This is a genomic window from Enterococcus sp. DIV0703 (assembly GCF_051711065.1).
GTDB classification, from domain to species: domain Bacteria; phylum Bacillota; class Bacilli; order Lactobacillales; family Enterococcaceae; genus Enterococcus_B; species Enterococcus_B hirae.
On record NZ_JBIOLX010000001.1, the window covers coordinates 2,261,894 to 2,276,840 of the forward strand.

Here is a 14,947-nt window from a genome sequence, read left to right on the forward strand (position 1 = left end):
ACAAAGCTACACACCTTTTCTGTATTTAAAAGTCAATTTTGCCATAACTCTTTTATATTACTACATAATAAGAAAAATGACGTTTATTTTAATAGCTAACAAAAAGTATTTTACTAAAATTTAAGCAACGAACTAGATAAGACCAAGTAAAAGTACCTTAGTTTAGAAATTATAACTCTTTACTAAGTTGTATCAGATACTCTTTAAGGGCAGCGCCGATTTCTGGATGTTGTAACCCATAATCAATATTGGTTCGCATGTAACCATATTTATCACCAACATCATATCGTCGCCCTTTAAAATTTCTTGCATAGACTTTTTGATGGCGATTTAATGTATCAATCGCATCCGTTAATTGGATTTCATTGCCCGCACCTGGTGTTTGCGTTTCGAGTATTGGAAAAATGTCTGGTGTTAATAAATAGCGTCCAATAATGGCAAGGTTACTAGGCGCCTCTTGAGGAGTAGGTTTTTCTACCATTTTTCTTACTCGATATAACCCAGTTTTTTCTTCCTCTCCAGGATCAATGATTCCATATTTTCCTGTATCTTCTGGCAAAACTTCCATCACTGCAATCGTTGATGAATGAGTTTCCTCGAAGTCCATCATTAGCTGTTTTGTCAAAGGGACTTGATCCACCATCAAGTCGTCCCCTAACATGACAACAAATGGTTCATCTCCTACAAATGCTTTGGCCTGAAGAACTGCATGCCCTAATCCTTTGGGGTAAGATTGTCGGATAAAATGAAGATTAACAGCTTCCGTTTCCTTGATGGTACTTAATAAATCGAGTTTTCCCTTCTCACGCAGATTTAATTCCAATTCAAGGTTAGCATCAAAATGATCTTCGATAGGACGTTTTTCTTTCCCAGTAACAATTAAAATATCTTCAATCCCAGATTTTAATGCTTCTTCAACAATGAATTGGATCGTTGGTTTGTCAACAATAGGAAGCATTTCTTTAGCCATTGCTTTTGTCGCAGGTAAAAAACGCGTACCTAAACCACCTGCCGGTATGATTGCTTTCTTAACTTTCATACACCCCGTCCTCTCATTTCAATATAAGCCCTTAGCTTAATGAAAATTCATTCTCTATTTTACCATCTCGCAACATGATTTCTTTGGCTGCTTGTTTGATGTCTTCTCCATTATATAATACATTGTAGATTGTCTGTGTGATCGGCATCTCTACCCCTAGTTGTTCCGCTAATTCAACCGCAGCTTTAGTGGTAGAGACTCCTTCAACCACCATTCCCATATTCTCAAGTACTTCTTCTAATTTATGTCCTTGACCAAGCAAATTTCCTGCTCGCCAGTTACGAGAATGAACACTTGTACAAGTCACGATCAAGTCACCTACACCACTCAAGCCAATAAATGTCAATGGATTGGCACCCATTGCCACTCCTAGACGGCTAATCTCCGCTAATCCTCGAGTCATGATCGCCGCTTTTGCATCATCACCAAAACCTAATCCATGGATGGCACCAGCACCGATAGCAATGATATTTTTTAAAGCCGCACCCGTTTCAACTCCGATGACATCATTATTCGTATAAATTCTAAAATAATCATTCATGAACAGATCTTGCACATAGATTGCCGCTTGCTGATCAATACTTGCAGCAGTAATGGTCGTAATATCATGAACAGCAACTTCTTCCGCGTGGCTTGGTCCAGAAAGCACGACGATTGCCTTTCTTTTTTCCTCTGGAATCTCTTCAGCAATAACTTCAGAAATGCGTTTATGTGTTCCTTGCTCTAACCCTTTACTTGCATGAATGATGATTGGTTTAGTATTCATTTTCTCAATCAATTCTTGAGCAACTGAACGAATGGCTTTCGTTGGTACAACGAATAAAACCGCATCGACATCCTTCACTGCTTCTGCTAATTCTTTATAACCGATAATCGCTTCGGAAATCTTTAGGTTAGGTAAAAATTGTTTATTTGTATGATACTGATTAATTTCATCGATTTGTTCAGGAACATTTCCCCAAATACGAACGTCATGTCCGTTTTCTGCTAAGGTTTGCGCTAAAGCAGTCCCCCAAGAGCCTGGGCCTAAAACTGCAATTTTTTGTTTCATTGATATTCCTCCAAATAGTTGATAGTAACTATTATAGTATAGATACTCTAAATGTTGAAAACTATTTTTCCCGTTTTAACAGTTTGTTTAACACTTGACATTGTTGTATTAAGATACATTTTAATTTTATGTCATTCAAAGCGTTATAATTATCATATAAATAATCATTGAATCAACTAGAAAGGGGGGCTAGAATATGTGGTCTGTTACACCGCCATTTTAATTAATGTTTCAGTTATTTTTATTCCAGCGATATGGGTTGCATCGTTTGTCCCATCACTTTTGTACGATCGTTACTAAATGATAAAAGAAGAAAACACCAGAATTCAGATTGAACTGTGTGTTTTCTTCTTTTGTTTATTCTCTCATCCTAAACAACTGAAAATAACTATTTAGATCAGAGCATGTAAAATGGTTGCGTGGCTTATCTTATATTTTGATTCTGACAATTTTATGTAAAAAAATCAGAGTGCGCCTTATATGTCTATGTCCTCATTACATCCTCATTGTAATAGCCCTGACATACTGCACTCTGACTCTTTTTTTATTTTGTTAACTTTATTAACTGATCTTCAGCCATAATGCTAAAGCCACATCAGGTTCCCAACCGATTTGTCCCATGTGGATGTTACGACAACGGTAAAGATTTCCTTTATAGGTCACAATATCACCAATATTATATAATTTCCCAATTTTCCATTCTTCTGCTTGATTATCTGCTGTCGTTTTCGCTGTCACTTGTTGACTTTTCTTAGAAATACCAGAAGAATTGACTGCTGCGATTTGATAAGTGTATGTCGTATCAGACATTAATCCCTTGTCTATAAAATCTGGTGTCATCGTGGTTGTTAATAGCACGCCATTTCGATAGATTTCATAGCCGATGACCTCTTCTTTCGGATCATTTGCAGACCAACCGAGTGTCACAGAGTTTTGCGATACACCTTTTACTACTAAACCAGTTGGCATCGAAGGGGCTGGTAATTGTGAACCAGCTTGTGTTCTGATCGTTAATACATCAGACGATGTTGAGCGATTTCCTGATGTATCGACTGCTTCAACCGTAAATGAATAGGTTGTGTCAGGGGATAAGTTGCTCACCGTATAATTGGTTGTGTTACTAGTGCCAATAAGTTGTTTGTTTTGATAAACATTATAATGAGAAACACGCACATTATCAGTAGAAGCTGACCAGCTTAATGAAATGCTTGATTGCGTTGCAGTTCCTTTTAAATTTTCTGGTTTAGAAGGTTTCTCAGTATCTGGTACTTGCTCTTTGAACAATCCTTGATAAGCATTCGCAAACGACTGATTATAGGCAATCCCAGCTTTATTTCTGCCCTCGTCCCAGTTGACACTCCATGTCATGATTCCTTTTAATGGCGTTTGATCTTTTGTCATTTGTTCAAACACTTGGTAGACCTTTGAAGGATCTTTAACATAGCCATTCGCTGCGGCATCTTCGTTAGCTGGGATCCCTAGAGCTAGTTTACTTGCCGGAATTTGGATAAAGCCACCGCTTCCTTCATTAAATGATTTTGAAATCCCGTACAAAAATTCATACTTTTTATTGTCATTGTTTTGGGCAATCCATTCCGTCCCAACACTAATCCCATCGCCTGCTTGATTATACAATTGAGGGGCAATAAAGTCATATTCATTTTGTAAAGCTGTAATATATGGTACATATGCCCCATTTGTTCTTAAGTATGGAAATTCAGGCGCCATTGAGATAATAAAATGTTTGTTTTCTTTCTTGTAATGCTCACGAACGATTTTTAATGCCGCCGGAATGACTGTTTGATTATCCCCAGCAGCCACCGCAGTTTGTTCCAAATCAATATCTAATCCATCAAAGCCATATACTTCTACTAACCGAATGATTTCATTCGCAAAAGCTTGTTCCTGGCCGCGATGTAATTCAATATGTGAATCTGCTCCTCCTAGAGAAATAATGACTGCTCGCCCTTGCGCATTCAATGTTGCTACTTTTTCACGAAAGGCCTGATCCGTCATATTATAAGGTTTAAAAGTAGGAATCCCTTCTCCTTTCATAAACGAAACCGTCACTACATTGTAAAAAGGATTTATTTTGGCCAAATCAATGTCGGCTGGACGACCTCCTTGATAGCCTGCGCCTTGTTCCGCTTGCCAGTTATGATAGTATCCGACTGCAATTTGTTTATTCGCGAGGTCAGGCATTGTGTCTGCTGCATCAGCTGCAAAAACCGTCGTACCTCCACTTACTATTGCACTAAACACGCCTACAGAAAATAATACTAGTTTTTTCTTCATCAAACCGCCTCCATTATTCTTTATTACATAACATATTACACCATCAATTAAAACGATTACAATTATTTGCATAGTATTGCAACACCCAAATAATCGATTACGCACTTTTTCTTTAAAAGCGCGCAAAAATGACGCTTTATTTAAATTTTATTACATTTGTGATATATTTAAAAAAACATCAACAATATATATAAAAAAACACTAGGAGGATAAAGATATGACTAACCATTCGTCTCTGATTCGTAAGTTAAGAAAAGAACGTGGCTTAACACAAGAACAGTTGACACGAGGTATCTCACAACGAGGAACCCTTGCTGCGTTTGAATCAAGAGGAACAAAGATCAGTTTTGAACTATTAGTTAACTACCTTGAACGAATGAACATTACTTTAGCAGAGTATCAATTTCTTCTTAATAGCAATTCACTTACGAATAAACAAAAATTAACCAACTATCTCATCCAAAAAAATCACTCACGAACAAGAATTAGAACTACTAAACGAATACGAAAAAACAGGCAGCATCTACTATCGTTTGATTTATGCCCAACGAAAATTGATTATGAACTACCTCTACAACCATACTGATACCACTTTGAAAATAGAAGAAGAAATTTTTGTGATCAAAAATTATCTTGAAAAAATTGAAACCTGGGGACATTTTGAACTAACGATTTTTTCAAACTGTTTGTTTATTTTTGATGATCAATACATCATCCATCTCTTTCAAACCAGTGTATCAAAAATGAAAACGTACATAGACTCTACCTACTATTCAGAACTTTTCTCTAATTTTATTCTAAATGGTTTACGCCTCTCATTTAACCGTCATTCTGCGATTCTTAGAAAACTTTTTCTATGCGAACTGAAAAGATTAACGCAAAATCACAAACAGTCAATTGATCTTGCCCAGTATAAATTATTTGCGGCTTTGGATCGATTAGCAGATGGCGATCATTCAGCCATTCCGGAAATCGAAAAGGGTCTTCGTTTTTTTGAGTGGTTAGATTTGACTAATGCTAAAGAATATTTTAGTAATCTCAAAAATTCATTGATTGAAAGCAGTTTACAAAACAAAGCTAATTAACAATTACGAACCGGAAGATGTTATTTTTGTTGTAATGCTAGACAAACAATCTAAGCTTATTGTTCTCCCCGTTATACTAAATTCATGAAAAGAAAACCTTTTCATAAAAATCATTTGGAGGAAAGTTATAATATGAAAAAAAGTTCTTTATTAGGGTTAGGTTTGGTTTTAGCAACGACAGGATTGACAACATTATCTTCCGTCAATGTTTCAGCACATGGTTATGTTATCTCGCCAATTAGCCGTGCCTATCAAGGTCAATTGGATAAAGAAAACATTGGCTATGATTTCGCAGTTCAAAAATATGGTCCGATCATTAATGAACCACAATCACTAGAAGCTCCTCAGGGATTCCCTAAAGGTGGACCAGCAGATGGAAAAATCGCTTCTGCAAATGGTGCAAGAGGATTTGAATTAGATAAGCAAACTTCTAGTCTATGGACGAAACAAAATTTAACAGGGGGAGCGACAAAATTCACTTGGAAGTATACGCAATCACACCCAACTAGTAAATGGCATTACTATATCACTAAACCAGGTTGGAACCAGAATAAACCACTTTCTCGCAATGAACTTCAATTGATCGGCGAAGTCCAAGGAAAAGGTGCGCAAGCTAGCACGAGTCCAGCTCACACCATTACGATCCCAAATGACCGGATAGGTTATCATGTGATTTTAGCAGTTTGGGATGTAAGTGATACATCAAATGCCTTCTACAATGTCATTGATGCGAATATCCAACCTCGTAGTATCTTAAATGATTTAAATGAATCCATGTGATTCTCTTTAACTGAACAATCAATCATTCTTCATTTTCTTTACTGTTTATTGAAAACATTTGCTCATTCTTTCCCACGATGGGTAGTTCTAGTATCGCTAGGCTCAACATCGTGGGATCTTTTTCGTTTCACTTTTGCCACTCATCAATAATAAGAGCGTATCAGAAAGAAGTTATCTTTTATCGAATGCTTTTTCATGATAGCGAACTGAGTGTACTTTTTTAGGAACCATACTTTTTTTGTTGCAATAACAAACAATATTTAACCCTCTTCTCCTATCGTTTTATACTATTTTTGTGAAAAAATTTATTTCACATAATAAGCAATTGATGGAGGGAATCAAGATGAAAAAAAGTTTAGTCGTAGGATTAGGTCTCGTTTTAGCAACAACTGGTTTAACTGCCTTATCGACAGTTAATGTGGATGCTCACGGTTATGTGGAGAAACCTATCAGTCGTGCCTATCAAGGAGAATTAGACAGTAAGAAGAATTGGCATGCAGCTCTTGAAAAATACGGTGAAATAATTACTGAGCCACAATCACTAGAAGCACCTAAAGGATTCCCAAATGGTGGACCTGCAGATGGAAAAATTGCTTCCGCAAATGGCGTCAAAGGATTTGAATTAGACAAACAAACTGCTACTATTTGGACAAAACAAAACCTTTCAACTGGTCCAACGAAATTCACTTGGTCTTATACTGCCGCGCATAAAACAGCTAAATGGCATTACTATATCACGAAAAATAATTGGAATCCAAACAAACCATTATCCCGCGATGAATTTCAATTTATAGGTGAGGTAGACGGTCACGGGAAAGATGCCGACACAAATCTAACACACACGATCACTATTCCAAGTGATCATCTCGGTTATCATGTCATCTTAGCCGTTTGGGATGTGAATGATACTTCAAATGCCTTTTACAATGTGATTGATGCGAATATCCAACCTCGTAATCTCTTAACTGACTTATCAAACAATTCATAAAAATTCTTCTATCAACATATCAATACACGGATCAAATCGCTCACTTGATCCATGTCATAACCAAAAAACATACCAGCATGAACCGTTTATTTCACTGACAGACGATTCATATTGGTATGTTTTATTTTATTATTTTACGAAATCGTTCCTCTTAGAACTGAATGTGTCGCTTAATACTCAAATTGACGGTAATATCTTCTGATTTCTAAGGGGTGACAATTTAATTGCTCGATATGTGCATCGATTCGTTGTGTCACCGCATGCATCAGCAAATAAGAAAGGACACGTCCACGATAACTTTCGTCAATTCCTTCAATTGGATAGTCTTTTGTATCAATCAATGTATAATTTGCACAGATTTTTGGTAATAGGTTTGCGACTCTTTCTGCAAGTACACGTTGTTCATCTTCTCCTAAGAACAACGTCACTGGTGTCGTTTCTTCAATCACTTCTAGCGTACCATGTAAAAATTCAGCAGCGTGGATCGATTTAGAAGGCAACCAACTTTGCTCTTCCCAATAACACATCGCATAAGAATAGACAGCGCCCCATTGGTTCCCAGCACCGATAAAATAGTGCATCGAATCATGACGATGTTTTTCAGCAAACACTAATCCAAAAGCATCTGCTTGTTTTTCGGCTTCGACTAAGCCAACTGCTAAGTGCTCTTCTAATTGTTGATAATAGGTTTCGTAGTCTTCAAATTCGCCATGATTATACATCAAACGATCTGCGACCATAAAGAATTTGATTTGTTCGGTTCCAGGTGCAGGATAAGTGATTGTATGGTCACAAAGTTCAGCGAGAATACTCTCTTTTGTATCAATAAACCCGATCAGTGTCGCACCCACTGTTTTGATTTCTTTGACCGCTTGCACGACTTCTTGCGTGGTACCAGTAACTGAAGACAAGACAACAATTGATTTTTCTGTTAGGCGTTTGTTGCCAGTTGTGTAATATTCTGCTGCATGTTGGACATAAACAGGTAGGTTACTTTTACCATTCATATAAGTCACAGCTTGCATCGCTGACGCGTAGGTTCCGCCGATTCCTAAATAATAAATTGCATCGAATCCCTCTCCCAATCCGTCAATGATTTGTTCCACTTGCGGACGTAAAGCGAGCGCCCCATTGATATCCTCGATTTGTTTTTGTTCATTGAATTTTAACATAGTCTCCACCTCTTAAATTTTACTTTTTAATACTTCATCAAAATCATCAAAAATTCTTTGTCCTAAATCAATCCCTTTGGCAGTCGCAATTTTATAAGCCAAAACTTGGATCGGTACAACTAAAGCTAAAACAGAAAGATCTTCTTCGCTAGTGATTCCCAGACTAAGCTGATTCTCAGTCGTTTCTCCTTCAGTCGTTACAACAATGACCTGTCCAACATATTGTTTCATGTATTGTGCTAATCGCTGGGAACGTTGCTGACTATCACTGTTGGTTTCCAAGAAGAATAGGATATGACCAGGATTGGCTTCTAAATACGGACCGTGCATGTATGCCTCTAATTCAAAGCCTTGGGAAGGTTCCCGAACAGTTTCCGTAAACTTGGTTTCAAACTCTTTCGCTGTTCCCCAATTCGGTCCATACCCGATCGCAATAAATCGTTTTGCTACACGAAAGAGTGCTTCATTTTTTTCAAAAAATTGTTCTGTTTGCGCAATGATCTGAGGAATTTTCATCACGATTTCTCTTAGTTGAACTAGTTTTTCTTCTTTTTGCGCTGCTGTTATTCGATCTTTACTGGTTCCAATCGCTAGACCTAAGAGAATCAACTGAAGAACGGTTGCTGAATAGCCCTTGGTAACAAATCCCACTTTTTCCACGCCCATATTCAAGTCAATCACTTGATCCACTTCTTTGGTGATCGGACTTTGATCATCTCCAGTTAAAGCGATCGTCCGTCGTTTTGATGATCGGATCTTTCGAATGGCATCGACTGTCGAAGCACTTTTCCCACTTTGAGAAACAGCGATGACTGTATCAACTTCTTCTGACAATTTCCCATAATGATTAAAATGATAAGGTTCTTGGATATCCACAGTGATGTCTCCATAGCTTTCTAGTGCCGGCTTTGCAGCAAGACAAGCATTATACGAAGAGCCTGTCGCCAGAATCAGAACGTGTTGCATGTTTTGATAAGACACATGAAGTGACGAATCATTCTTTTCAAGAATCGCTGATAAAGCTGTTTTTTCTTCATGAATATAATCAAGCATTGTGACCATCTTGTTCTCTCCTTTTCTAAAAGATACCAATCCATGAACCAGCGATCCCAAAAATAGCTAATCCAATCAAAATCATCAATGGTTTGACTTCTTTTTTCAATAAATAAAAGACTGCTCCAAAGGCACCTAAACTTAAAATATGAGGAACGATATCATCAAAAATACTTTGGATCGTGACGGCATTTTCACCTGTTCCGATTTTCAAAGGAATATTGATATCGATCATCGTCGCAGTCATTCCGCCAACTACCATCAATCCAATGATTGAAGCACCTAACGTTAAACTTTCCATCATTCCGTTTGCTTGGATTTTCTTTAAAAATCCAGTACCTAGTCGATAGCCCCAACTTGTTGCCAAGTAACGAAACAAAACATGAGGGATATTGAAAATCAAAAGGAATAAAATTGGTCCTAAAATATTTCCTTGTAGTGCTAGCGAAGTCCCAACACCCGTCGCAATCAAACGCAACGTTCCCCAAAAGAATGAATCGCCTAACCCTGCTAAAGGACCCATTAGTGAGGTCTTGATACTATCGATAGCTGTTACATCAAACTCTGGGTCATTTTTATTTTCTTCTTCCATTGCTGCATTGATCCCTAAGATCAGGGTCACGATATGTGGTGTCGTGTTAAAAAATTCCAAGTGTCGTTTAAGCGCCGCTGACATTTCTTCTTTGGTATGATAGAGCTTTTTCAAGATGGGAATGATGGCAAAGACATAGGCCATATTCATCTGTCTTTCATAGTTCCATGAAAATTCCATTTGAAATGAGCGCCAAAAGACCTGATTCAATTCTTTTTTGGTCACTTTGTGTTCTTCTTGATTAGAAGTCTTCATCCTCTTCTACCTCCCCTGCTGAAGTTTGAACGGATACTTGACGTACGTTCATGATATTGACGACAATGACGGCTAAGATCGCCCCAAAGATGGCAATACCTGTTACTGGAATCTCTAAGTAAGCTGCTATAGCAAAGCCTAAAAAGAAATAAGGTGCTACTTTTTTATTGATCAATAAACGTGCCAGCATGGCAAATCCAAGCGCTGGAATCAACCCAGTTGCAACGGTCAAGCCGTTTTGCACAAAATCTGGTATTTTCGCTAAGAGATTCCCGATCGTTTGACTTCCGACTAAATAAGAAATCATGACTACCAGACCAAGCATCAATGACAAGCCGAAACCAGCTAGTAAGTGCATGTGTTCGACCCCTTTATAATTCCCATCCTCCGCATAACGATCTGCTCTGTGGTTCATGATCGGAATCAATAGTCCTAAATAAACATTTTTTAAAATAAGGGTAAGTGTCGCAATTGGTAAACCTAATAGTAATGCTGTTTCTGTTCCTGCTCCTGCAGTAATGGCAAATGCAGTTCCTAAGATTCCACCGGTCACAACGTCTGGTGGAATCGATGCTCCAACTGAGAATGAACCAATAAAAGCTAATTCCAAAGTTGCTCCCATAATGATACCTGTTTTTACATCTCCCAAAACAATCCCTGTAAATAATCCCGTTACGATCGGACGAGAAAGCAGGGAAGTTCCTAACGCATACTCTGATTGCGCAATAAAGGCAACCAGACCTAAAAGAATTGCTTGTAGGATCATCTTTTATTCTTCCTTTCTCATAAGACTTCCTTTGCTGCTATTTTTTTATCTGCTGGTACTTGACGAATTTCTACTTCTATCCCATCAGCGATCATTTGTTCCAACAATTTTTCTTCTTCAGGTAATACGTTGACCGCTTTACCTAGACTCCGCGTTCCTTCCTTTGCTTTAATCCCACCTAAATTGATTTGCTTGATCTGTGGACAAGCTTTTGCTAATTGATACGCATCTTTCACAGACTCTACTACGATAAATAGTTTATATTTATCCGTTACGCCACTTTGTAATGCAGCGATCGAATCTTCAATCGATTTGATCACTAGTTTCACTCCTTGTGGCTTTGCCAGCTTAATGGTTGTTTTGCGTATTTCATTGTTTGGCACATCATCATTTGCGATCAAAATACAATCTGCGCCAATTGACTGTGTCCAAGAAAAAGCGACTTGACCATGTAATAAACGATGATCGACTCTTGTTAAAATAATCATTTCCAATCCCTCCTAAAATTCTTCTTCTTCCATTTTTTTTTCAATACTTTCATTACAAAATTGGATCATTTCTTTTGAATCATTCAATACCTGATGGATCAATTCAACGATTGAATCAGCTGTCTCAATTTTTGTGGCAATCTCGATCAACAATGGCAGATTCAAACCAGCAATCAAGTAGATATTCGGTCGGTTAACGTACTGCAAAAATTCATTGTTTACACTGCCACCAAATAAGTCAGTGATGATGATCAACTCCTGCCCTTGATGATCGTTGATCAATTGCTGCACTGATTTTGCTAAATCAAACGTTTCAGTTCCATAGCAATCTAACGCTAGGATCGAATGCGTTTTACCAAAAATAAGTTCCAAAGAATCTAAAATCCCTGAAGCAAAACGTCCATGGGAGGCTAGAATAATTGTTCTTTCCATGTTTCCACCTCTTTCTTACTCTCACTACAAATAAAGCAAGATACGTGCCAACATAGTGGCGGTATCTTGCTTACGATTAAAATTCTTCTTCTGAGCCTATTTTATCCTCTACATTTTCGAGAATATCATAAATATAAGCGACTTCTGATGGTGGGATCGTGACACTATAATGTTCTTCGATGACACTAAATGCTTCTTTGATTCGATCCAAGGTTTCTTTTTGACACTGTAACAACTGTTCTTGACCATGGTAACTTTCAATCGGGATCTGCCTGATCAATCGCTCGATCAAACAACTGACATGGACAAAAAGGGCGATCTTTTGTGGCGTCGTGATGTTCTTATCAAAACGCATCTCCAATTCACGCATAAACAGCTCGATTTCTGTCATCACTTTTTCTGTATCAAGGATCGTCACCGACTCCAGTACTTTTTCTAATGAAAAATTTCGGACAAATTGCTGATCAAAGTTAGCTTGTTCTTTCAATGAAAAAATAGGAGCCAGCCATTGAACAAGTTCATCCATTTTCTCTCCTGAAATCAATGACTCTAACGAAAGATATGGCATCGTGTCGATTTGAGGATTCGTTGTCCCAATGATGCCAATCACATCGTACATCGAAAAAACCGATTCCGTTAATTTTCTTTGGGTTAATACTTGGTATTCATAAGGGATGATTTTAAGTGCGCTGTTTGCTGGTAAACTTTTTTCAAGTAGTTCACTCATATGGACAGCCGTTCCGATCCCCGTCATGCAAGTGATCAGTAATGCTTTTTGTTTATTTTTTTGAGGGTAAATGATCGTCCACTCTGCTTCCAAGGAGGCCACCGCTTCCTTGACGATTTCTTCCAGATCAGTCATTTTTTGCATTTTTTCTCCAATACTGATAACTAATGGTGTTGTCACATTATTCAAAATAACGATTGGGGCAAAGACCTGATCTTTGAATAGTTGATGGATTTCTTTTAGCGAGCCCATATCAACTAAAATAATCAGTCCATTAGAGATATCATGACGATTACTGTAATCGATCATTTCATCCGCAATTTGTTGGGGTGTCACATCTAAGGGCATATCAAAGGATTCAAACAGATCATTTCCCAACAGTCGATTAGCGACGTTTGCCATACTACTAGCGGTAGCATAACCATGAGCAGCAATGATTGCTTTAGGCACACTTTGTTCTTTTGTCCATTTCGTCCGTCTCAAATAGATCGTTAATAAAATATGATCTAATAAAGTAACTTCTAAATCTAACTTGGCTTGTGTCAATTCCAAGATCCGATGGGCGTAGTGATAGTTTGCTGGATACATTAGTTCTAACTGGCGGTCTAGTTCCTTGATTAATTGTTCGATTTCTCCATCTTCTGGTAACCACTTTACTGTGCTTCTTTGATAGAGATAATAACTTAGCGCATAGACGCTGTTACCATCAAACTTGATCTGATAGGCACTTTCCATTTGTTTTAGCGTTTCTCGAATGGAGTGCAACCAGTAGACTAGTAGTTCATGTTTTTCTTGGCGACTCGTTTCAAAGAGTAAAAAATCAAATAAATAAACGACTTCTTCTTTTAATTTTTCCTCACAGTTACTTACTGTTGCGCCATTTTTCTTAAAGGTCAATAATAGTTGTTCAAAGCAGCGGATCATTCGCTCCTGTTCTGGTTGTCTTTTTTCAACCAAATGAGCTAATTCTTTTTTCTCAGTGATCCACACAGCTGATTGGGCTGGGCTGTCTTGATGGGGAACCTTCAAAAGATATCTTTGTAAATGTTGGAGTTTGATCGATAGGCTCTCTTCCTCTTTTTGTTCAGCGAATGCTTTGGCTACAGCTACTTTTACGCTATTTTTCAATTCGCCGATGTTTCCCGAAAAACTTTGGTTCGTCAATAATGACAGCACTTGACCACTCACTTTCATTGGTCGCTCGATTTTTCTTTGTTCATTTAAGAAAAAAGAATAAATCAGCTCCAATCGTTCTTCTTTTCCACGAGCACGTAAAGAAGGCAGATCAATCTTAAAAGGAATCCGACGCATAAAAGTGGGCAGAAAATGTTTGGTGACTTCTTCAGTCGTAGCAAAGAAGAGCCGAACATCGACTTTTTTCCCCTGATTCGTTTCTCCCATTCGATAAATAATCCCTTGATCCAGATACGTAAACAATTTTTCTTGTCCTTCAGGGCTAAGTCGATGAACTTCATCTAAAAATAATAAACCCCCATCGGCTGCCTCAAAAGCGCCAACCTTATCTTGTGTCGCACCGGTGTATGCTCCACTGACATGTCCAAATAAATTACTCGTCAACAATTCTGGATTGTCGGCATATTGGGCACAATTCAACGTCACGAAAGGCGCATTTTCTGGTAAGAGATCATGTTCTAAACAGTATTGATAAACGATATTGACTAAGAAGCTTTTCCCTGTACCACTTTCTCCAGTTAATAACACAGGTAGCCCACCATCTGGATAAAAAAGAGCTGTTTTGATTTGTTCAATGCTTTCTTTCAGGCTTGCTTCGTGACCGATCACTAAAGAAAAAAGATCTTTACTTCTTGAAAAAATAGGCTGTTCAGCCCTTATTTCTTCAGTTGAGGCATAGTACGTTTTACTTAAAGCAAAAAATTGCTGTTCAAAAGCCATTTTATGAAAGTAATAGACCGGACGAGAATTGATCTTAACCAAAATGCTAGCTTCATTTAATTGATTAAGATAATGACTGACCGTATTACGTTTCACTTTAAAGTATGCTGCTAAATATTTCGCTGTAAAAACATCACTTAATTGTGCTAAATCGATAAATGCCGTTTGATTTTCTAAATAATCTTGGATTTCTTCTTTTAACATTCTCTCACCTCTTCTCCATCATAGGAAACGCATTCATTTTGTCAATAGCTATTTTTATCTAAAAAGAAGGAGAAACAAACGAGATTCGTCAATGACTTTTTTTGCT

Annotated in this window: 12 protein-coding genes and 1 pseudogene; 3 read left to right on the forward strand and 10 right to left on the reverse strand. The window is 37.7% G+C overall.

From position 1 onward, the window contains the following. Positions 1–169 precede the first annotated feature (169 nt). The 3 genes from galU to IGK81_RS10375 form a co-directional block, all read right to left on the reverse strand. Positions 170–1,039: a UTP--glucose-1-phosphate uridylyltransferase GalU gene (gene galU / locus IGK81_RS10365; RefSeq protein ID WP_034700586.1), complete on the reverse strand. Its 870-nt coding sequence runs from the start codon at positions 1,037–1,039 to the stop codon at positions 170–172. A 31-nt stretch (positions 1,040–1,070) separates the two neighbouring features. Then, a complete protein-coding gene (locus IGK81_RS10370) occupies positions 1,071–2,090 on the reverse strand; it encodes an NAD(P)H-dependent glycerol-3-phosphate dehydrogenase (protein ID WP_034700587.1) in 1,020 nt (339 codons plus the stop codon). Between the two features lie 561 nt (positions 2,091–2,651). Beyond that, a complete protein-coding gene (locus IGK81_RS10375; RefSeq protein ID WP_034700588.1) occupies positions 2,652–4,385 on the reverse strand; it encodes a fibronectin type III domain-containing protein in 1,734 nt (577 codons plus the stop codon). Between the two features lie 217 nt (positions 4,386–4,602). On the opposite strand from IGK81_RS10375, the pseudogene IGK81_RS10380 reads away from it, so the two are divergent. From IGK81_RS10380 to IGK81_RS10390, 3 genes and pseudogenes are all read left to right on the forward strand, one after another. Further along, positions 4,603–5,470, forward strand: a pseudogene (locus tag IGK81_RS10380) (helix-turn-helix domain-containing protein). 132 nt (positions 5,471–5,602) lie between these two features. Further along, the gene (locus tag IGK81_RS10385; RefSeq protein ID WP_034700589.1) at positions 5,603–6,250 is read left to right on the forward strand and encodes a lytic polysaccharide monooxygenase auxiliary activity family 9 protein; all 648 of its coding nucleotides are present in this window, start codon (positions 5,603–5,605) and stop codon (positions 6,248–6,250) included. Between the two features lie 343 nt (positions 6,251–6,593). Beyond that, the gene (locus tag IGK81_RS10390) at positions 6,594–7,238 is read left to right on the forward strand and encodes a lytic polysaccharide monooxygenase (protein WP_034700590.1); all 645 of its coding nucleotides are present in this window, start codon (positions 6,594–6,596) and stop codon (positions 7,236–7,238) included. A 170-nt stretch (positions 7,239–7,408) separates the two neighbouring features. Here the strand turns inward: IGK81_RS10390 and IGK81_RS10395 are convergent, their stop codons facing one another. The 7 genes from IGK81_RS10395 to IGK81_RS10425 form a co-directional block, all read right to left on the reverse strand. Further along, complete coding sequence (locus IGK81_RS10395) at positions 7,409–8,410, reverse strand: SIS domain-containing protein (RefSeq protein WP_034700593.1); 1,002 nt, start codon at positions 8,408–8,410, stop codon at positions 7,409–7,411. 12 nt (positions 8,411–8,422) lie between these two features. Beyond that, positions 8,423–9,472 carry an SIS domain-containing protein gene (locus IGK81_RS10400; protein WP_034700594.1) on the reverse strand — a complete coding sequence of 350 codons (1,050 nt, stop codon included), beginning with the start codon at positions 9,470–9,472 and terminating at the stop codon, positions 8,423–8,425. A gap of 16 nt (positions 9,473–9,488) precedes the next feature. Next, positions 9,489–10,310, reverse strand: coding sequence for a PTS system mannose/fructose/sorbose family transporter subunit IID (locus IGK81_RS10405; protein WP_010720756.1), 822 nt, complete (start codon positions 10,308–10,310; stop codon positions 9,489–9,491). Next, the gene (locus tag IGK81_RS10410) at positions 10,297–11,076 is read right to left on the reverse strand and encodes a PTS mannose/fructose/sorbose/N-acetylgalactosamine transporter subunit IIC (RefSeq protein ID WP_034700595.1); all 780 of its coding nucleotides are present in this window, start codon (positions 11,074–11,076) and stop codon (positions 10,297–10,299) included. Before IGK81_RS10410 ends, IGK81_RS10405 begins: the two co-directional genes overlap by 14 nt. A gap of 17 nt (positions 11,077–11,093) precedes the next feature. Next, positions 11,094–11,564 carry a PTS sugar transporter subunit IIB gene (locus tag IGK81_RS10415; RefSeq protein ID WP_010720758.1) on the reverse strand — a complete coding sequence of 157 codons (471 nt, stop codon included), beginning with the start codon at positions 11,562–11,564 and terminating at the stop codon, positions 11,094–11,096. 12 nt (positions 11,565–11,576) lie between these two features. Continuing rightward, the gene (locus tag IGK81_RS10420) at positions 11,577–11,996 is read right to left on the reverse strand and encodes a PTS sugar transporter subunit IIA (protein WP_034700596.1); all 420 of its coding nucleotides are present in this window, start codon (positions 11,994–11,996) and stop codon (positions 11,577–11,579) included. 76 nt (positions 11,997–12,072) lie between these two features. After that, the gene (locus IGK81_RS10425; RefSeq protein ID WP_034700598.1) at positions 12,073–14,841 is read right to left on the reverse strand and encodes a sigma 54-interacting transcriptional regulator; all 2,769 of its coding nucleotides are present in this window, start codon (positions 14,839–14,841) and stop codon (positions 12,073–12,075) included. Between the last annotated feature and the right edge of the window lie 106 nt (positions 14,842–14,947).